13 protein-coding genes and 4 tRNA genes are annotated in these 20,843 nt (G+C 59.7%); 16 read left to right on the forward strand and 1 reads right to left on the reverse strand.

The features are described from left to right. Positions 1–191 precede the first annotated feature (191 nt). From RBA41_RS16130 to rpoC, 16 genes are all read left to right on the forward strand, one after another. Positions 192–1,784 (forward strand): DUF3369 domain-containing protein, encoded by a 1,593-nt coding sequence (locus RBA41_RS16130; protein WP_306625096.1) that lies wholly within the window; start codon positions 192–194, stop codon positions 1,782–1,784. Positions 1,785–1,948: 164 nt separating this feature from the next. Then, positions 1,949–3,589, forward strand: coding sequence for a response regulator (locus RBA41_RS16135; RefSeq protein ID WP_306625098.1), 1,641 nt, complete (start codon positions 1,949–1,951; stop codon positions 3,587–3,589). Between the two features lie 24 nt (positions 3,590–3,613). Beyond that, entirely contained in the window at positions 3,614–5,170 is a 1,557-nt protein-coding gene (locus RBA41_RS16140) for an HDOD domain-containing protein (RefSeq protein WP_306625100.1), read from the forward strand. A 256-nt stretch (positions 5,171–5,426) separates the two neighbouring features. After that, a tRNA-Tyr gene (locus RBA41_RS16145) sits at positions 5,427–5,511 on the forward strand. A 41-nt stretch (positions 5,512–5,552) separates the two neighbouring features. After that, positions 5,553–5,626 (forward strand) — tRNA-Gly (locus RBA41_RS16150). A 58-nt stretch (positions 5,627–5,684) separates the two neighbouring features. Next, positions 5,685–5,759 (forward strand) — tRNA-Thr (locus RBA41_RS16155). Positions 5,760–5,852: 93 nt separating this feature from the next. Beyond that, positions 5,853–7,058 carry an elongation factor Tu gene (gene tuf / locus RBA41_RS16160; protein ID WP_167076263.1) on the forward strand — a complete coding sequence of 402 codons (1,206 nt, stop codon included), beginning with the start codon at positions 5,853–5,855 and terminating at the stop codon, positions 7,056–7,058. A 108-nt stretch (positions 7,059–7,166) separates the two neighbouring features. Then, positions 7,167–7,242: transfer RNA gene (locus RBA41_RS16165), tRNA-Trp, on the forward strand. 34 nt (positions 7,243–7,276) lie between these two features. After that, a complete protein-coding gene (gene secE / locus RBA41_RS16170; protein WP_306625103.1) occupies positions 7,277–7,663 on the forward strand; it encodes a preprotein translocase subunit SecE in 387 nt (128 codons plus the stop codon). A 1-nt stretch (position 7,664) separates the two neighbouring features. Next, complete coding sequence (gene nusG / locus RBA41_RS16175; protein WP_306625105.1) at positions 7,665–8,354, forward strand: transcription termination/antitermination protein NusG; 690 nt, start codon at positions 7,665–7,667, stop codon at positions 8,352–8,354. A 139-nt stretch (positions 8,355–8,493) separates the two neighbouring features. After that, positions 8,494–8,925, forward strand: a complete 432-nt coding sequence (gene rplK / locus RBA41_RS16180) for a 50S ribosomal protein L11 (RefSeq protein ID WP_054265745.1) — start codon at positions 8,494–8,496, stop codon at positions 8,923–8,925. Next, positions 8,925–9,620: a 50S ribosomal protein L1 gene (gene rplA / locus RBA41_RS16185; RefSeq protein WP_054265746.1), complete on the forward strand. Its 696-nt coding sequence runs from the start codon at positions 8,925–8,927 to the stop codon at positions 9,618–9,620. Before rplK ends, rplA begins: the two co-directional genes overlap by 1 nt. 267 nt (positions 9,621–9,887) lie before the next feature. Further along, a complete protein-coding gene (rplJ, locus tag RBA41_RS16190; protein ID WP_166880643.1) occupies positions 9,888–10,430 on the forward strand; it encodes a 50S ribosomal protein L10 in 543 nt (180 codons plus the stop codon). 109 nt (positions 10,431–10,539) lie between these two features. Further along, complete coding sequence (gene rplL / locus RBA41_RS16195) at positions 10,540–10,914, forward strand: 50S ribosomal protein L7/L12 (protein WP_306625107.1); 375 nt, start codon at positions 10,540–10,542, stop codon at positions 10,912–10,914. A gap of 254 nt (positions 10,915–11,168) precedes the next feature. Next, entirely contained in the window at positions 11,169–15,275 is a 4,107-nt protein-coding gene (rpoB, locus tag RBA41_RS16200) for a DNA-directed RNA polymerase subunit beta (protein WP_306625109.1), read from the forward strand. 117 nt (positions 15,276–15,392) lie between these two features. Continuing rightward, entirely contained in the window at positions 15,393–19,628 is a 4,236-nt protein-coding gene (gene rpoC, locus RBA41_RS16205) for a DNA-directed RNA polymerase subunit beta' (RefSeq protein WP_306625110.1), read from the forward strand. Between the two features lie 266 nt (positions 19,629–19,894). On the opposite strand, the gene RBA41_RS16210 is transcribed toward rpoC, so the two are convergent. Beyond that, entirely contained in the window at positions 19,895–20,692 is a 798-nt protein-coding gene (locus RBA41_RS16210; protein WP_306625112.1) for a hypothetical protein, read from the reverse strand. Positions 20,693–20,843: the final 151 nt, after the last annotated feature.

The raw sequence follows: 20,843 nt of genomic DNA on the forward strand, positions 1-20,843 counted from the left end.
CCAGCCCGCAAAATATGAATGCAGCGGTGCTCGCTTGGGACAAAACATTGTTTATAATTTGATTGGTAAAAAGGGGATGGTGGCGATGTCACAGTCGCACTGTTTGCTTATAGTTAAGGTCGGGCAGGGAAGCGCTGTTTTGATTGCATCACGTATGACGCCCCGTTGACAGGGGCCCTTATGGAGCCTGTATGACCGACCCCACAGATGCATCGGACGATAACTGGCTGCTCGACGAAGACGACGAGAGCGGCGCCGGCGCCAGTGCCGCGCCGATCGACCAGCGCCTGTGGCGCGTGCTGATCGTCGACGACGACGTCGATGTGCACGCCGTCACCCGGCTGGCGCTGCGCAACGTGGCCTTCAAGGGCCGCGAGCTCGAACTGTTTTCCGCCTACAGCGGGGCCGAGGGCTACCGCATCCTGCGCGACACGCCCGACATCGCCCTGGTGCTGCTCGACGTGGTCATGGAAACCGACGACGCCGGCCTGATCCTGGCGCGCCGCATCCGCGAGGAATTGAACAACCAGATCGTGCGCGTGGTGCTGCGCACCGGCCAGCCGGGCCAGGCGCCCGAGCAGCGCGTGATCATCGAATACGACATCAACGATTACAAGGCCAAGACCGAGCTGACCACGCAAAAGCTGTTTACCACCGTCATCTCGGCCCTGCGCGCCTTCGAGAGCCTGATGATGCTCGAACGCAGCCGCATCGGCCTGGGCAAGATCCTGGCCGGCGCCACCAATCTGTACCAGATCCATTCGCTGCGCGAGTTCGCTTCGGGCGTGCTCAACCAGGTCAGCGCCATCCTCGATGTGGGCGCCGACGGCGTGCTGTGCGTGATGTCGGCCGTGACCGGCGGGCCCACCGTGGTGGCCGCCACCGGCAGCTACACCAACCTGGCCGACAGCGAAGCGCTGCCGCCCGACCATCCTTTGATGCCGGCCATTGCCAAGGCTTTCCGCGAAAAGCAGAGCCAGTTCGAGCATCCGGCCAATGTGCTCTATATCCACACCCAGGAAGAGCGCCAGCTGTGCATTTCGGTCACGCCGCCGTGGCCGCTGGCGCCGATCCAGCGCGACCTGCTCGAAGTGTTTTGCCAGCGCATCGCGGCCGCCTTCGACAATCTGTACATGTTCGGCCAGCTGCGCAAGGCGCAGGAAGCAACCGTGGTGGCGCTGGCCGACCTGGCCGAGTTCCGCGACCACGGCACCGGCGGCCATGTGCGGCGCGTGCAGGACCTGTCGTCGCGCATCGCGCAGCGCATGAAGCAGGGCGGGGTGGACGATCCGGGCCTGACCCCGCAACTGCTGGAAATGATCGGCCTGGCCAGCATCCTGCATGACGTGGGCAAGGTGTCCACGCCCGACCAGGTCTTGCTCAAGCCGGCCGCGCACACGCCCGAGGAGCGGCGCGTGATGCAGACCCATGCCGAAATCGGCCGCTCGATCCTGGAGCGCGCCGCCAGCATGGTCGACGGGGTCAGCTACCTGACCTACGGCGCCCAGATCGCCGGCGCCCACCACGAGCATTTCGACGGCGCCGGCTATCCCGAGGGCCTGAACGGACGCGCCATTCCGCTGGCCGCGCGCATCGTGGCGGTGGTCGACGTGTTCGATGCGCTGCTGCACCGGCGCCCGTACAAGGAGCCGTGGCCGTATCCCGATGTGGTGAGCTACATCGCCGAGCGCAGCGGGACCCAGTTCGACCCCGAGGTGGTGACGGCGCTGCTCGACATCATCCGGACCAGCCCGCCTGAACCGGTCGAGGCCGACGACGATTGAAGCGGCGTGCGCGGCCCAGCCGGTGTGGCATTCCCGCATCGGCTTCGCCGTTCCGTACGGCTGAATTCAACTATTTCGTTCCCCTGCCGTAATATACTGAGACCCAGCGTGCCGACGTACGTCGCGGAACTCTGCCCGCCACAGGCTGATCGGAAAAACAAGAGATGAACGAACTTGAGGGACTGACCGCGTTGATTGTCGAGCCGCATGCGGGCATGCGCGCGAGCATCCACAACATGCTGACTCTGTGCGGGCTGACCAGGATCGACCATGCGGGCAGTTCCAACGCCGCCATCAAGCACCTGGGCCTCAAAGCGTTCGACGTGGTGCTGTGCGAGTACGACCTCGACGGCGGCCAGGATGGCCAGCAATTGCTGGAAGACTTGCGCCACCATAAGCTGATGACCATGTCGACCATGTTCATCATGGTCACCGCCGAAGGCAATTACAGCAAGGTGGTCAGCGCGGCCGAACTGGCGCCCACCGATTACATCCTCAAGCCGTTTACCGCCGACCTGCTGCTCGAGCGCATCGGGCGCGCGCTCGACAAGCGCAATGTGTTCATGCCGGTCTATCAACTGATGGATTCGGGCAACCAGCGCGAAGCGATCGAGGCCTGCGCCGAGGGCATGCGCCTGCACCCGCGCTACGCGGTCGATTTCCTGCGCCTGCGCGCCGAGCTGCATATGTTCCTGGGCGAGCCGGAGCTGGCCGAGCCGATCTACCAGCAACTGTTCGATGCCAAGGCGATCGCCTGGGCCCGCCTGGGCCTGGCCAAGACCCTGTTCATGCGCGAGCGCTTCGACGAGGCCAGGGAGATCCTGACCGCGCTGGTCGATAGCAACAAGAAATTCGTCGATGCCTACGACTGGCTGGCGCGCACGCATGCCGCCGTGGGCGAACTGGCGCAGTCGCAGGCGGTCCTGAGCGATGCGGTGGCGGTCTCGCCGCATGCGGTGCGGCGCTTGCGCAAGCTGGGCGAGGTGGCGCTGGAAACGGGCGACACCGAGACCGCCGAAAAAGTGCTCAAGCAAGTGGTGAGCAAGGCCAAGTATTCGACTTTCCGCGACCCGGAAGACCACGTCAAGCTGGTCCAGACCTTGGTGAAAAAGGGCGATCCGGTGCAGGCGGCGGCCGTGATCCGCGACCTCGACAAGTCGATGGGCGGACAGAAGAACACGGCCGTGTGCAGCGCCATTTCGTCCGCCATGGTGCATGAGTACACCGGCAACGATGCGCGCCTGGAAGAGTCGCTCACGGCGGCGCTGGAAGGTTGCCGCATCACCAGCGGGCTGTCGCCGGAGGTCAAGATGGAACTGGCCCGCAATTGTTTGCAAAACAATATGGAGCAGGGCGCGGCCGAAGTCATGAGCGATGTGATGCGCAACGCCGCCAACGGCGCCGTCATGGCCAAGGCGATGGCGGTGTTCGAGCAGGCCGGGCGCACCGACCTGGCCCTGAGCGTGGCGCACGAGAGCCGCCAGGCTGTGGTCGACCTGGTGGCGGCCGGCGCGGCCAAGGCCAACGAGGGCGACTACCGCGGTTCGGTCGAGCTGATGGTCGAGGCGGTCGGCAGGCTGCCGGACAATCCGCAAGTGGTGTTCAATGCCGCCGTCGCCGTGCTCAAGTGCCTGGAAAACGTCGGCTGGGACGAGCTGCTGGCCCAGGATGCGCTGGCGCTGATCGACAATGTGCGCCGGCTCGACCCGGTCAATCCGAAATTGCCGGCCCTGGCCGGCCTGCATCAGCAGATCCTGACCAAATACGACAAGGGCGTGCGCAGGAAAGCCGGCGCGCCCGCCTGACTTTCGCACCCCTGCCCCTTATCCATGTCCAGCGCATCTCCTCCTTCCGCTTCTCCCTCCTACGCCGATGGCGACACCCGGCGCGTGCGCGCCTCCCTGATCCACAAGGTGTGCGGCGACGAAGACATGTTTGCCCTGGGCGCCTCGGTGGCGCGGGTGGTCGAGATGACCTCGTCCGACGACGAGGGCACGCACGACCTGGCCTATTACGTGCTGTCGGACGTGGCCCTGACCCAGCGCATCCTGCGCCTGTCGAACACGCCGACCTACCGCACCAAGTCCGGCACCACGGTGACCACGATCTCGCGCGCCATCTCGCTGCTCGGCTTCGACAATGTGCGCACCACGGCGCTGGCGATGCTGCTGGTCGACGCCCTGTCGAACAGCGCCCACGCCACCAGCGTGCGGATCGAGCTCGAAGCGGCCCTGTGCGCCAGCCTGGTGGGGCGCGAAATGGCGCGCCACAGCTTTTACCAGGGTGCCGAGGAAGCCTCGATCGGGGCCCTGTTCAAGAACCTGGGGCCGCTGCTGGTGGCCTCGCACGAGCATGACCGCTACCGCGAGATCAACGCGCTGGTCAAGGGCGGCACCCACAGCGTGGGCCAGGCCTCGCAAATGATCCTGGGCGCGAGCTACGACGCCCTGTCGCAGGCGGTGATGGCGGAGTGGAAGATTCCGGACGTCATTGTCCGCTCGCTCAGTCCGCTGCAGGCGGGGGCGCAGAAGGTGGCGATCAACCGCGGCGAGTGGATGCGCCAGGTGGCGTCGTTCGCGATGGAAGTGTCGCGCCTGCTGGGGCGCTCGGCCAGTCCGGCCGAGAGCAAGGAGTTCCAGGCGCTGCAGCTGCGCTACGGGGTGGCGCTGAACCTGACCGCCGACCAGATGACGGCATTGTTCGAGACGGTCCAGACCGAGATGACTGCGCTGCTGCGCAGCATGAACATGGAGCCGCAGCCGCGCGACGAGGAAACGCTCGACAGCGGCGGGCTGCCGAATGTGCTGCTGCTGGCCACCATGGACGCCGGCGGGGGCGCGGCGGGCGGCTCCCATCCGAGCGGCAAGCCGCACAATGCGCGCGAGCTGCTGCTGGCCGGGGTGCAGGATGTGACGCAGATGCGCGCCGCGGGCGACGCCAAGGTCAACGATGTCATCCTGGCCGTACTGGAAACCTTGTACAAGAGCATGGGTTTCCGCTTCGCCACGGTGTGCCTGAAGGATGCGCGCAGCGGCCAGTACCGGGCGCGCCTGGCGTTCGGCGAAGAGCATGCGCGGCGCCAGGCCGGTTTTGCCTTTCCCATGGGGTCGGCGCGCGACCTGTTTCACCTGGCCATGGAAAACGATGCCGACCTGATGATCGCGGACGCCACCAGCCCCAAGATCCGCGACCTGCTGCCGGGATGGCACCGGGCCCTGCTGCCGGACGCCAAGAGCTTCATCGTGCTGCCGCTGGTGGTGAGCAAGGTGCAGGTGGGCCTGTTCTACGCCGACCGCGCCGAGCTCGCGCCGGAGGGCGTGCCGCCCGACGAAACCTCGCTGATCAAGGCCCTGAAAGGGCAGGTGCTGCTGGCGCTGGCGCCCTGACTCAGAGGTAGCCCCGTCATTCCCGCGCCAAGGCGGCACTCGGCGGGAATGGCGGCTCATCAGTCAAGGGCCCAAATGGCGTTGCTCATAGGCACCCAAAAAAAGATTTCACATTTTTTCGCCAAGCCCTTGCACATCCCGACTTCTTCCCGTTACAATCACGCCCCGAAGCAAGACGTCAATGAGATAGCAGAAAGCACCCTGCAAATATAATTGACAGTAGATTGATCTTGCTTCATACTCTGCGGTTCCTCGCGGAGGGGTGGCCGAGTGGTTAAAGGCGACAGACTGTAAATCTGTTCTCTATGAGTACGCTGGTTCGAATCCAGCCCCCTCCACCAAGTTGTTGCAGAAGATGTTGTAGTCGGTGAAGTAGTAACTCGCGGGTGTAGCTCAATGGTAGAGCAGAAGCCTTCCAAGCTTACGACGAGGGTTCGATTCCCTTCACCCGCTCCAGTGCTTCATGCAATGCGCGATCGGTGGCAGCAAGATCGCAAAGTCGTAATACATAATCGCCCTTTTAGCTCAGTGGTAGAGCACTCCCTTGGTAAGGGAGAGGCCACGTGTTCAATCCACGTAAAGGGCACCAGAATTCAGTGCTTCAGGCATTCGTAACATTCGCAGTATTCAATAGTTAGTCAGGCGCGTGCCTGGTCACACTCAAAATCGTTAGGAGTCTAAAATGGCAAAAGGTAAATTCGAACGGACCAAGCCGCACGTCAACGTCGGTACCATCGGACACGTTGATCACGGCAAGACCACCCTGACGGCAGCTATCGCAACCGTTCTGTCGAAGAAATTCGGCGGCGAAGCAAAAGCATACGACCAGATCGATGCGGCACCAGAAGAAAAAGCGCGCGGCATCACCATCAACACCGCCCACGTCGAGTACGAAACGGCCAACCGCCACTACGCTCACGTTGACTGCCCAGGCCACGCCGATTACATCAAGAACATGATCACCGGCGCAGCACAGATGGACGGCGCGATCCTGGTTTGCTCCGCAGCTGACGGCCCAATGCCGCAGACCCGCGAGCACATCCTGCTGGCACGCCAGGTTGGCGTTCCATACATCATCGTGTTCCTGAACAAGTGCGACCTGGTCGACGACGCAGAACTGCTGGAACTGGTTGAAATGGAAGTGCGTGAGCTCTTGTCGAAATACGAGTTCCCAGGCGACGACCTGCCGATCATCAAGGGTTCGGCACGTATGGCCCTCGAAGGCAACACCGGCGAAATGGGCGAAGTGGCGATCATGGCTCTGGCCGAAGCGCTGGACACCTACATCCCTACGCCAGAGCGCGCTATCGACGGTGCTTTCCTGATGCCAGTGGAAGACGTGTTCTCGATCTCGGGTCGCGGTACCGTTGTGACCGGCCGTATCGAGCGCGGTATTGTTAAAGTCGGCGAAGAAATCGAAATCGTCGGCATTTCCGACACCGTCAAGACCACTTGCACCGGCGTGGAAATGTTCCGCAAGCTGCTGGACCAGGGTCAAGCCGGCGACAACGTTGGTCTGCTGCTGCGCGGCACCAAGCGTGAAGACGTACAGCGTGGTCAGGTTCTGGCAAAGCCAAACTCGATCAAGCCGCACAATCACTTCACCGGTGAGATCTATGTCCTGTCGAAAGACGAAGGCGGCCGTCACACCCCGTTCTTCAACAACTATCGTCCACAGTTCTACTTCCGTACCACGGACGTGACTGGTTCGATCGAGTTGCCAGCGGACAAAGAAATGGTTATGCCAGGCGATAACGTGTCGATCACCGTCAAGCTGATCAACCCGATTGCGATGGAGGAAGGCCTGCGTTTCGCGATCCGCGAAGGTGGCCGTACCGTTGGTGCAGGTGTTGTTGCAAAGATTCTCAGCGAAGTAGCTGGTAAGTAATTAGTTAGGGTGGGCCCGGACTCTCCGTCCGGCTCCCCGCCGAAATCAGCAGCTTGCCATCAGCGGCCGGACGATGGTATAATTGCTGATTCCACTGAAGTTTTACGTAGGGACGTAGCTCAATTGGCAGAGCGTCGGTCTCCAAAACCGAAGGTTGGGGGTTCGATGCCCTCCGTCCCTGCCACCGTTCTGGTGCAGGGCACCGAAAGTAAAAACGTATGTCTAATCAATCCGTGCAAACCGTCAGCACGTCGAACGACAAGTTTAAAGTCGCGCTGGCAGTGGTTGCCGCGATTGCAGGGGTCGTCGGGTTCTTCTACCTGAAGGGCCAAAGTAAACCAGCTTGGATGTGCGGTTCCGCACTCGCGGCTGGTTTAGTTTTTGCCGTCCTGCTTTTGTGGACCTCGTCCAGTGGCCGTGAGTTCTTGAATTTCGCCAAAGAGGCTGTGCGCGAGACCAAGAAAGTCGTTTGGCCCGCTCCCAAAGAAGCTATGCAGATCACGGGTATCGTGTTTGCGTTTGTGACCGTCATGGCGCTGTTCCTGTGGGGCACGGACAAGATGCTTGAATTTTTGTTGTACGACGTGATCCTGGGTTGGAAATAACATGAGCGAAAATGTGCAAGATGATGCGGCCGGCGAACCTGCGGTCGACGCTCCGGCGGCAGACGCATTGGCGGCCGACGCTTCGGCGGCCGACGCATCGGCGCCGGGCGTAGAGGCTCCGGCACAAGACGCTGCTGCAGCGCTGAGCGTGCCAGTTAGCAACAAGCGCTGGTACGTTGTGCATGCTTATTCTGGCATGGAAAAAAGTGTCATGCGTGCACTGACCGAGCGCGTCGAGCGTGCCGGTATGCAAGATCAGTTCGGCCGCATCCTGGTGCCGGTCGAAGAAGTCGTTGAAGTCAAGAATGGCCAGAAGTCGGTCACGGAACGTCGTTTCTTCCCAGGCTATGTGCTGGTTGAAATGGAAATGACGGACGAGACCTGGCACTTGGTCAAGAACACCAGCAAGGTCACCGGCTTTATTGGCGGTAAGTCGAACAAGCCGACGCCGATTCCCGCGCGCGAAATCGACAAGATCATGCAGCAGATGCAAGAAGGCATCGAGAAGCCGCGCCCGAAAGTGCTGTACGAAGTGGGCGAGCAAGTGCGTATCAAGGATGGTCCGTTCACCGACTTCAACGGCAACGTCGAAGAAGTCAATTACGAGAAATCCAAAGTGCGCGTCTCGGTCACCATCTTCGGTCGTGCAACGCCTGTCGAACTCGAGTTCGGCCAGGTCGAGAAAGTCTAAGCGCTGCCCCCACGGGGGCAGCAGCTGCAGCAAGCGCCTGATCGGGGCGTCGCGGTAGTTTAAGCGGAACCCGGTAAGAGGAGCCCTGCCATGATTGTACCGGCGGGGCGCTACTACTCAATCCAAGATAGGAGCCATCATGGCAAAGAAAATCATTGGTTTTATCAAGCTGCAAGTGCCAGCTGGTAAAGCAAACCCATCCCCACCGATTGGCCCAGCACTGGGTCAGCGCGGCCTGAACATCATGGAATTCTGCAAGGCGTTCAACGCCCAGACCCAGGGTCAAGAGCCAGGTATGCCAATCCCGGTCGTGATCACGGCGTTCGCGGACAAGTCCTTCACTTTCGTGATGAAGACCCCTCCAGCAACCTACCTGATCAAGAAGTTCGCCGGCATCACCAAAGGTTCGCCAACGCCACATACCACCAAGGTAGGCAAGCTGACCCGCGCTCAAGCTGAAGAAATCGCTAAAATCAAACAGCCGGATCTGACCGCTGCCGACATGGATGCCGCAGTGCGCATCATCGCCGGTTCCGCTCGTTCGATCGGCATCACGGTGGAGGGTCTGTAATGGCTAAGCTGTCCAAACGCGTTAAAGCAATCAAAGCCAAAGTCGACCGTAACAAGTCCTACGGCTTCGACAATGCAGTCGCTCTGGTGAAAGAATTCGCCACCGCCAAGTTCAACGAATCGATCGACGTATCGGTTCAGCTGGGCGTGGATCCTAAGAAGTCGGATCAAGTCGTGCGCGGCTCCGTCGTTCTGCCAGCAGGCACCGGCAAGACCGTTCGCGTTGCAGTATTTGCAACCGGCGAAAAAGCCGAGCAGGCAAAAGCTGCCGGCGCCGACATCGTTGGTATGGAAGACCTGGCTGAGATGGTTAAAGCCGGCAACATGCCTTTCGATATCGTCATCGCTTCGCCAGATACCATGCGTATCGTCGGTACCCTGGGCCAGATACTGGGACCACGCGGCCTGATGCCTAACCCGAAAGTCGGCACTGTTACTCCTGACGTCGCTACCGCCGTGAAAAACGCGAAAGCCGGCCAGGTTCAGTACCGTACCGACAAGGCAGGTATCATCCACGCAACGATCGGCCGTAAATCGTTCGCTGACGCTGACCTGAAAGCCAACCTGGTTGCGCTGATCGATGCACTGAACAAGGCTAAGCCAGCCTCGTCGAAAGGTGTTTACCTGCGCAAGGTAGCCCTGTCGTCGACCATGGGCGCCGGCGTTCGCGTCGACCAGGGTTCCCTGGCAGCTTAAGTTTGAAAGAATTAAGTCCACGGTGCACACCGTGGCGACTCTTTGGGATGTCCGGGCGCAAGCCCGGGCAGACAATCAAAGACCGTTGGGCTGAAGGCAGCAGGCAGGCCGGAGGTTAATAGACCACCCAACGCAGATGGTGCACCCGAGCAAGTTTTGTTAGTCCCGCTGCGTGAATTCATCCGCTCAGTTGTACTTCTAAACGTCGGACGCCGTTGTTCGAACCGATGCAAGGCATTTGCCGCGCATCATTTTAGGAGGTTGACCGTGGGTCTCAATCTGAATGACAAAAAGGCCGTCGTCGCCGAAGTTTCCGCAAAAGTAGCAACTGCGCAAACCATCGTCGTGGCCGAATATCGTGGCATCCAGGTTGGTCACTTGACGCAACTTCGTGCCAAAGCGCGTACCCAGGGTGTGTACCTGCGTGTTCTGAAGAACACGCTGGCTCGCAAATCCGTTGAAGGTACGCAGTTTGCTAACCTGGCCGACTCGATGGTCGGTCCGCTGATCTACTCGATCTCGGATGATGCCGTTGCAGCAGCTAAAGTCATCGCTGACTTTGCTAAAACCAACGACAAACTGGTTATTACCGCAGGTAACTACGCAGGCAAGCAGCTGGATAAAGCAGCTGTTGTCGCGTTGGCAAGCATTCCTAGCCGTGAAGTCCTCATCTCCCAGATCCTGGGTCTGATGCTGACGCCGGTGTCGAGCTTTGCACGTGGTCTGGCTGCCCTGGCAGCGAAAAAAGGCGAAGGCGCCGCTCCTGCAGAAGAAACTGCAGCAGCAGAAGAAGCCCCAGCAGCAGCGTAATCGTTCGCGATTACCCTTGCACTTTTTTAGTCAATACCAATCTATACAACGTATTAGAGGACATTGCCGCCAAGCGGTCCTGTCCTCCACAAAATAAATGGAGTTTCAAATGGCAATCAGCAAAGACGACATCCTGGCAGCAGTTGGCGAAATGTCCGTAATGGACCTGAACGACCTGGTCAAGGCATTCGAAGAAAAATTCGGCGTATCGGCAGCTGCAGTCGCAGTTGGCGGCGGCGCTGGTGCAGGTCCAGCAGTTGTTGCTGAAGAGCAGACCGAATTCAACCTGGTTCTGGCTGATTTCGGCGCGAACAAAGTTGGCGTCATTAAAGCAGTTCGCGAAATCACCGGCCTGGGCTTGAAAGAAGCTAAAGACCTGGTCGATGGCGCACCAAAAACGGTGAAAGAAGCGATCTCGAAAGCTGACGCTGAAGCCGGCAAGAAAAAGCTGGAAGATGCTGGCGCGAAAGCCGAAATCAAGTAATAGTAACAAAGCCTTATTTGGCGTTCAGTTCTGCGCCGGAGTCAAAGCTTGCGGTCCTCTCCCGAAAGGGGGAGGATGCGGCTTTGGCTCTTTTGTCGTCCCTGTCGTATAAGTAACGCTTAAGCAGTACCCAGTCGTATTCGTATTATCTTCTTATCACCTGGCAAAAAGTTCGAGACTTGAGGCCTTTCTAGTGCGCGCCCGGCCCTGGAAATTCCTGAATTCTCATCCTTTCTGTCACTCACGGAGTGTCCATGCACTACTCATTTACTGAGAAGAAACGCATTCGCAAGTCATTCGCGAAGCGCGCCAACGTTCACAACGTTCCCTTCCTTCTGGCTACACAGCTCGAATCCTACGAGAATTTCTTGCAAGCGGATACCATCCCGTCGACCCGCAAGAACGATGGCCTGCAGTCGGCTTTCACCTCGATTTTCCCTATCGTGTCGCACAATGGTTTTGCGCGTCTCGAATTCCTGTCGTATGTCCTGGGTGACCCGGCCTTCGACGTCAAGGAATGCCAACAGCGTGGCCTGACGTTCGCGTCGCCGCTGCGCGCCAAGGTGCGTCTGGTGATTCTGGATAAAGAATCGCCGACCAAGCCTGTGGTTAAGGAAATGAAAGAGCAAGAAGTTTACATGGGCGAATTGCCGCTCATGACGACCACCGGCTCGTTCGTCATCAACGGTACCGAGCGCGTGATCGTCTCGCAGCTGCACCGTTCGCCTGGCGTGTTCTTCGAACACGACCGCGGCAAGACCCACTCGTCGGGCAAGCTGTTGTTCTCGGCACGGATCATTCCTTACCGCGGCTCGTGGCTGGACTTCGAGTTCGATCCGAAGGACATCCTGTTCTTCCGCGTCGACCGCCGCCGCAAGATGCCTGTGACGATCCTGCTGAAGGCTATCGGGATGTCGCACGAACAGATCCTGGCGAACTTCTTCGTATTCGACAATTTCAACCTGCGCTCCGAAGGCGCCGAGATGGAATTCGTCGCCGAACGCCTGCGTGGTGAAGTCGCGCGTTTCGACATCGTGGACAAATCCGGCAAGACCCTGGTGCTGAAAGACAAGCGTATCAACGCCAAGCACGTGCGCGATATCGAAGCGGCCGGCATCAAGCACATTTCCGTGCCTGAAGACTACCTTTTGGGGCGTGTGCTGGCCAAGAACATCGTCGACTCGGACACCGGCGAAGTCATCGCTTCGGCCAATGACGAGCTGACCGAAGACGTCCTGGGCCGCCTGCGCGACGCCGGCGTCAGCGAAATCCAGACCCTGTACACGAACGACCTCGACCAGGGTGGCTACATCTCGCAAACCCTGCGTATCGACGACACCGCCGACCAGATGGCCGCGAAAGTGGCGATCTACCGCATGATGCGTCCAGGCGAGCCGCCAACCGAAGATTCGGTCGAAGCGCTGTTCAACGGCCTGTTCTACAGCCCTGAGCGCTACGACCTGTCGGCCGTCGGCCGCATGAAGTTCAACCGCCGCATCGGCCGCGATGAACTGACCGGCATGATGACCCTGTCGAACGACGACGTCCTGGCTGTGATCAAGATCCTGGTGGAACTGCGCAATGGCCGCGGCGAAGTCGACGATATCGATCACCTGGGTAACCGTCGCGTACGTTGCGTCGGCGAACTGGCGGAGAATCAATTCCGTGCCGGCCTGGTGCGCGTTGAGCGCGCCGTCAAGGAACGCCTCGGCCAGGCCGAAGCGGACAACCTGATGCCGCACGACCTGATCAACTCGAAGCCGATTTCGGCCGCGATTCGCGAGTTCTTCGGTTCGTCCCAGCTGTCGCAGTTTATGGACCAGACCAACCCGCTGTCGGAAATCACCCACAAGCGCCGCGTTTCCGCGCTCGGACCTGGTGGTCTGACCCGCGAACGCGCCGGCTTCGAAGTGCGCGACGTGCACCCGACCCACTATGGCCGCGTGTGCCCGATCGAAACGCCAGAGGGCCCGAACATTGGTCTGATCAACTCGCTGGCTCTGTTTGCCCGCCTGAACGAATACGGCTTCCTCGAGACGCCGTACCGCAAGGTCGAAAACAGCATGGTCACCGACAAGATCGACTATCTGTCCGCGATCGAAGAAGGCCGCTACATCATCGCCCAGGCGAATGCGACCATCTCGAAAGAGGGTACTTTGTCGGATGAACTGGTTTCCGCACGTGAAGCCGGCGAAACGATCCTGGTATCGCCGGAGCGCATCCAGTACATGGACGTGGCGCCTGGCCAGATCGTCTCGGTCGCTGCTTCCCTGATTCCGTTCCTCGAACACGATGATGCGAACCGCGCATTGATGGGTGCCAACATGCAGCGCCAGGCCGTTCCTTGCCTGCGCCCTGAAAAAGCCTTCGTCGGTACCGGTATCGAACGCACCGTGGCAGTCGACTCCGGCACCACCGTGCAAGCGCTGCGTGGCGGCGTGGTCGATTACATCGATGCAGGCCGTGTCGTGATTCGCGTCAACGACGACGAAGCACTGGCGGGCGAAGTCGGTGTGGACATCTACAACCTGATCAAGTACACCCGTTCCAACCAGAACACCAACATCAACCAGCGTCCGATCGTGCAAGTCGGCGACCGTGTCGCCAAGCGCGACGTGATCGCCGATGGCGCCTCGACCGATCTGGGCGAACTGGCTCTGGGTCAGAACATGCTCGTGGCATTTATGCCATGGAACGGTCTGAACTTCGAGGATTCGATCCTGATCTCGGAAAACGTCGTGAAAGACGACCGCTACACCTCGATTCACATCGAAGAGTTGTCGGTTGTTGCACGCGATACCAAGCTGGGCGCCGAAGAAATTACGCGCGATATCTCGAACCTGGCTGAAAACCAGCTGGCTCGCCTGGATGAGTCCGGCATCGTCTACATCGGTGCTGAAGTGCAAGCTGGCGACACCCTGGTCGGTAAAGTGACGCCAAAAGGCGAAACCCAGCTGACCCCGGAAGAGAAGCTGCTGCGCGCGATTTTCGGCGAGAAAGCATCGGACGTCAAAGACACCTCGCTGCGCGTGCCTTCGGGCATGGTCGGCACCGTGATCGACGTACAAGTGTTTACCCGTGAAGGCATCGTCCGCGACAAGCGCGCCCAGCAGATCATCGATGATGAACTCAAGCGTTTCCGCCTCGACCTGAACGACCAGATGCGTATTGTGGAGGGCGATGCCTTCCAGCGTCTGGAAAAAATGCTGATTGGTAAAGTAGTCAATGGCGGCCCTAAAAAGCTGGCCAAGGGCGTGAAGATCACCAAAGAGTACCTCGACGACCTCGACAAGTACCACTGGTTCGATATCCGTCCAGCTGACGACGATGCCGCCACTGCCCTCGAAGCGATCAAGGAATCGATCGCCGAGAAGCGTCACCAGTTCGACCTGGCCTTCGAAGAGAAGCGCAAGAAGTTGACCCAGGGTGATGAACTGCAACCTGGCGTGCAGAAGATGGTCAAAGTGTACCTGGCCGTCAAGCGCCGCCTGCAGTCGGGCGACAAGATGGCCGGCCGTCACGGTAACAAGGGTGTGGTTTCCCGTATCGTGCCAGTCGAAGACATGCCATACATGGCGGACGGTACCCCGGCCGACATCGTGCTCAACCCGCTGGGCGTTCCGTCGCGGATGAACGTTGGTCAGATTCTCGAGACCCACTTGGGTTGGGCAGCCAAGGGCCTGGGCCTGCGCATCGGCGAAATGCTGAAAGCGCAAGCCAAGGTCCAGGAAATGCGCAAGTTCCTGAACCTGATCTACAACGAAACCGGCAAGACGGAAGACCTGGACAACTTCAGCGACGACGAGATCATGACCCTGGCGCAAAACCTGAAGAACGGCGTGCCTTTCGCGACGCCAGTGTTCGACGGTGCGCACGAGTCGGAAATCCATCGCATGCTGGACCTGGCGTATCCTGACCATATCGCGACCAAACTCGGCATGACTCCGTCGAAGAACCAGGTCACGATGTACGACGGCCGCACCGGCGAATCGTTCGAGCGCAAGGTAACTGTTGGCTACATGCACGTACTGAAACTGCACCACCTGGTCGACGACAAGATGCACGCGCGTTCGACCGGTCCTTACTCGCTGGTAACGCAGCAGCCACTGGGCGGTAAAGCCCAGTTCGGTGGCCAGCGTTTCGGTGAGATGGAAGTCTGGGCACTGGAAGCGTACGGCGCATCGTATGTGCTGCAAGAAATGCTGACCGTCAAGTCGGATGACGTGAACGGCCGTACCAAGGTGTACGAGAACCTGGTCAAAGGCGACCATGTGATCGACGCCGGTATGCCGGAATCGTTCAACGTGCTGGTCAAGGAAATCCGTTCGCTGGGTATCGATATCGACCTCGAACGTAACTGAGCGATAAACGACGATTAACGTTTATCAATTGGTTTGAGAACAACGATGCCCGGCAGGGAAACCTGTCCGGGCAACGTAGTCTCAGGTAGAGAAGTTTAATCACCACTGGAGTGATACATGAAAGCACTGCTCGATCTATTCAAGCAAGTTCAGCAAAACGAAACGTTCGACGCGATCAAGATTGGTCTGGCGTCGCCTGAAAAAATCCGTTCGTGGTCCTACGGCGAAGTAAAAAAGCCGGAAACCATCAACTACCGTACCTTCAAGCCAGAACGCGACGGTCTGTTCTGCGCCAAGATCTTTGGTCCTATCAAGGATTATGAGTGCCTGTGCGGCAAGTACAAGCGCCTGAAACACCGCGGTGTGATCTGCGAAAAGTGCGGCGTCGAAGTTACGCTGGCCAAGGTGCGCCGTGAGCGCATGGGCCACATCGAGCTCGCTTCGCCAACCGCGCACATCTGGTTCCTGAAGTCGCTGCCGTCGCGTCTGGGCATGGTCCTGGACATGACCCTGCGCGATATCGAACGCGTTCTGTACTTCGAAGCATATGTGGTCACCGATCCAGGCATGACCCCGCTGAAGAAGTGCCAGATCATGTCGGAAGACGACTACGCCGCCAAGTACGAAGAGTACGGCGACGACTTCACCGCCTTCATGGGCGCCGAAGGTATCCGTGAACTGCTGCGCTCGATCGACATCCACCGCGATGCCGAAGCCCTGCGCGTGGAACTGAAGGAATCGAAGTCCGAAGCGAAGATCAAGAAATACGCCAAGCGCCTCAAAGTGCTCGAGGCATTCCAGCGTTCGGGCATCAAGCCGGACTGGATGATCATGGAAGTGCTGCCAGTGCTGCCGCCGGAACTGCGTCCGCTGGTGCCGCTGGACGGCGGCCGCTTTGCGACCTCCGACCTGAACGACCTGTATCGCCGCGTCATCAACCGTAATAACCGCCTGAAGCGCCTGATGGAATTGCGCGCTCCGGAAATCATTACGCGTAACGAAAAGCGCATGCTGCAAGAAGCGGTCGATTCGCTGCTGGACAACGGCCGTCGCGGTAAAGCGATGACCGGCGCCAACAAGCGTCCGCTGAAGTCGCTGGCTGAAATGATCAAGGGTAAAGGCGGCCGTTTCCGTCAGAACTTGCTGGGCAAGCGCGTCGACTATTCGGGCCGTTCGGTCATCGTGGTCGGTCCTCAGCTCAAACTGCACCAGTGCGGCTTGCCGAAACTGATGGCGCTGGAACTGTTCAAGCCATTCATTTTCAACAAGCTCGAACTGATGGGTCTGGCAACGACGATCAAGGCCGCCAAGAAGCTGGTCGAGATCCAGGAACCGGTCGTGTGGGACATCCTGGAAGACGTGATCCGCGAACACCCGGTCATGCTCAACCGCGCACCTACCTTGCACCGTCTGGGTATCCAGGCGTTCGAGCCAGTCCTGATTGAAGGCAAGGCCATCCAGCTGCACCCACTCGTCTGCGCGGCGTTCAACGCCGACTTCGACGGTGACCAGATGGCGGTCCACGTCCCGTTGTCGATCGAAGCGCAGATGGAAGCGCGTACGCTGATGCTGGCGTCGAACAACATCCTGTTCCCGTCGAACGGCGAACCGTCGATCGTGCCGTCCCAGGATATCGTGCTGGGTCTGTACTACGCGACGCGTGAAGCGATCAACGCCAAGAACGAAGGTATGCTGTTTACCGACGTCTCGGAAGTGATCCGCGCCTACGACAACAAGGAAGTCGAACTGACGACCCGCATCACCGTGCGTATCGTCGAGAACCCGAAGGATGCCGAGACCGGCGAATTCGTGCGCACCGTCACGCGCTACGAAACCACGGTCGGCCGCGCGATCCTGTCCGAAATCCTGCCGAAGGGCTTGCCGTTCTCCGTACTGAACCGCGCCCTGAAGAAGAAAGAGATTTCGAAGCTGATCAACACGTCGTTCCGCAAGTGCGGCCTGCGTGCCACCGTCGTGTTCGCCGACAAGCTGATGCAGTCCGGTTTCCGTCTCGCGACGCGCGCCGGTATCTCGATCTGCGTCGACGACATGCTGGTACCACCACAAAAAGTGACCCTGATTTCCGCCGCGGAGCAGGAAGTCAAGCAGATCGAGCAGCAGTACGCTTCCGGTCTGGTCACCGCGGGCGAGCGTTACAACAAGGTCGTCGACATCTGGGGCAAGACCTCGGACGAAGTCGGCAAGGCCATGATGGACCAGCTCAAAGTAGAAGATGTCATCAAGCGCGACGGCACCAAGTCGACGCAGGAATCGTTCAACGCGATTTACATGATGGCCGACTCGGGCGCGCGCGGTTCCGCAGCCCAGATTCGCCAGTTGGCTGGTATGCGAGGCCTGATGGCCAAGCCGGATGGTTCGATTATCGAAACGCCGATTACCGCGAACTTCCGCGAAGGTCTGAACGTGTTGCAGTACTTCATTTCGACCCACGGCGCTCGTAAAGGTCTGGCCGATACGGCACTGAAAACGGCGAACTCGGGTTACCTGACCCGCCGTCTGGTCGACGTGACCCAGGATCTGGTTGTGATCGAGGACGATTGCGGCACCACCAACGGCGCGCTGATGAAGGCGATGGTCGAAGGCGGTGAAGTCATCGAGCCGCTGCGCGACCGTATCCTCGGCCGTGTCAACGTGCATGACGTCGTCAATCCTGAAACCCAGGAAACGCTGTACGAAGCTGGCACCCTGCTCGACGAAGACATGGTCGAAGAAATCGAACGCCTGTCGATCGACGAAGTCAAGGTTCGCACGCCACTTACTTGCGACACGCGCTTCGGCCTGTGCGCCAAGTGCTATGGCCGCGACCTGGGCCGCGGCATGCTGGTCAACGCCGGCGAAGCGGTTGGTGTTGTCGCTGCGCAGTCGATTGGTGAGCCGGGTACCCAGCTGACCATGCGTACCTTCCACATCGGTGGTGCGGCATCGCGTGCGGCAGTGGCCTCGTCGGTGGAAGCGAAGTCGAACGGTACCATCCGTTTCACCGCGACCATGCGTTACGTTACCAATGGCAAGGGCGCCCAGATCGTCATTTCCCGTTCCGGCGAAGTGCTGATCACGGACGACCACGGCCGTGAGCGCGAGCGTCATAAAGTGCCGTACGGCGCGACCCTGATCGTCAAGGATGGCATGGTCATCAAGGCCGGTACGGCCCTGGCAACCTGGGATCCGCTGACCCGTCCGATCATTACCGAGTACGCCGGTACCGTCCGCTTCGAGAACGTCGAAGAAGGCGTCACCGTCGCCCGTCAGGTTGATGATGTGACCGGTCTGGCAACCCTGGTGGCGATCGATGCGAAGCGTCGCGGTTCGCTGACCAAAACGCTGCGTCCGCAAGTCAAGCTGCTCAACGACGTCAACGAAGAAGTCAAGATTGCCGGTACCGAACACTCGGTGGCGATCGGCTTCCAGGTCGGCGCGCTGATCATGGTCAAAGACGGTCAATCGGTATCGGTCGGCGAAGTGCTGGCACGTATCCCGACGGAATCGCAAAAAACGCGCGACATTACCGGTGGTCTGCCACGGGTTGCCGAGCTGTTCGAAGCGCGTTCGCCGAAAGACGCCGGCATGCTGGCGGAAGTCACGGGTACGGTTGCGTTTGGTAAAGAAACCAAGGGCAAGCAGCGTCTGGAAATCACGGACATGGACGGCAACAAGCACGAGTTCCTGATCACCAAGGACAAGCAAGTGCTGGTACACGACGGCCAGGTAGTGAACAAGGGCGAGATGATCGTGGACGGCCCGGCCGATCCGCAAGACATCCTGCGTCTGCTGGGTATCGAAGCGCTGGCGCGTTACATCGTTGACGAAGTGCAGGACGTGTACCGTCTGCAGGGCGTGAAGATTAACGACAAGCACATCGAAGTGATCGTGCGCCAGATGCTGCGCCGCGTGCAGATCGTGGAAGCGGGCGATGCGAACTACATCGTCGGCGAACAGGTCGAGCGTTCGGAGCTGCTGGACGAAAACGATCGCGTGATCGCCGCTGGCAAGATCCCTGCGACGTACGAAAACGTACTGCTGGGTATTACCAAGGCATCGCTGTCGACCGATTCGTTCATCTCGGCCGCATCGTTCCAGGAAACCACCCGCGTGCTGACCGAAGCGGCGATCATGGGCAAGCGCGATTCGCTGCGCGGCCTGAAAGAGAACGTCATCGTCGGCCGCCTGATTCCTGGCGGTACCGGTCTGGCATTCCACCGCGCCAAGAAAGAGAAAGAGGCGTGGGAAGTGGAAGAGCGCAAGGCGCTGCTCGATGCTGAGAAGGCCAACATGGCCACCGAACTGCAAGCCATGGAAGACAACACGGCAGCACAGCACAGCGACGAAGCGTAATCTAGCTTAGACGCACACGAAAACGGCACCGAGGAGCAATCCCGGTGCCGTTTTTTTATGCTCATCGGAGGTTTCTTTCAGGCGGTGGCCGCGCGCAAGGAAGGCTTCGCGAAGGTGGAGAAGGTGCAGATACTTCTTCGCAGCCTTAGGGGTAGGGATAGCGAGAGTGGAAATGACAGAGCTAAGTAAGCTCCAGACGCTGGCAGCGCGCCGACAGTGATTGCGCACTTACTCAAGCCAGTCGCGCGACCATTGGCGCTGCGTTCTCACAGCACGGACTTGGCCCACCCATCCCACAAGCTCCCCAATTTCCCAAAGTTGCCCACCGCCTGCGTTGCCGTGGAATCCGGCCTGCCCAGCGCGTCTTCGACCGCCTGCAGCCCCAGCTCTTCCGCGAGCCGGCAGGCTTGCAAACCTGCGCCCAGGCGTTCTTCCTTGCGGGCGAAATCATGGAAGCGCAGGCGGTCGTGTTTGCCGAAATAGGCAAACCGGATCACCGGACGCCTGGCCAGCCAGGCAATCAGCGGCCAGTCGAAGCTGGCGAAGGCTTGCTCCACGCCGGGTACGACAATATGGTCCTGCTCCCACTCGATCAGGGCGTGGAATAACTGTTCGCGCTTGTGGCGCGGATACGCGGTACCGGCCTCGCAGGACGCATGGCAGTCGACCAGCAAATCGGTGAAACGGTCGCCGATCACCGAGCGGATGAAGGCGCTGCCGCCATGCTGTCTGGTGTAGTAGAAAATGGCGTACGATTCGGCGCAGACCTGGCGGTTGATGCTGCGAAAGCGGTCCACAAACGCGGCAACCGTCGCCAGCTTCCGAACGCGCATGCCGGGCATGCACAGCCACGGCAGCGCGGCGATGCGCGCGCCGACCATTCCCAGCTTGAAATAGCCTGACGCCCACAAGGTACCGTGCGCCGCGATCAAGGCGAATGTCAGGCGCTTGCCGGACTCCTGGTAGATGCGCTGATACAGCCTGACGCGTCGCTGCAGATCGTGCGCGTGGCCCGCCAGCGCATAGCCTTCGGTCCTGAAATTCTCGTACGCTGCTGCTGTCATCGTGTCCTCGCCTGCTGATAAGTTTGCCGTACTCATCTATATGCAAGGGCCATGCCACTCGTGCAACTCTCTCAAGTACCTGATTTTTAAGACATTCATGCCAGCAGCCGCGCCATGTCTGTCAACTTCGTGTACAGCAATCAGCCGGCAG

The sequence above is a fragment of the Massilia scottii genome (assembly GCF_030846495.1).
Taxonomy (GTDB): Bacteria; Pseudomonadota; Gammaproteobacteria; order Burkholderiales; family Burkholderiaceae_D; genus Telluria_A; species Telluria_A violaceinigra.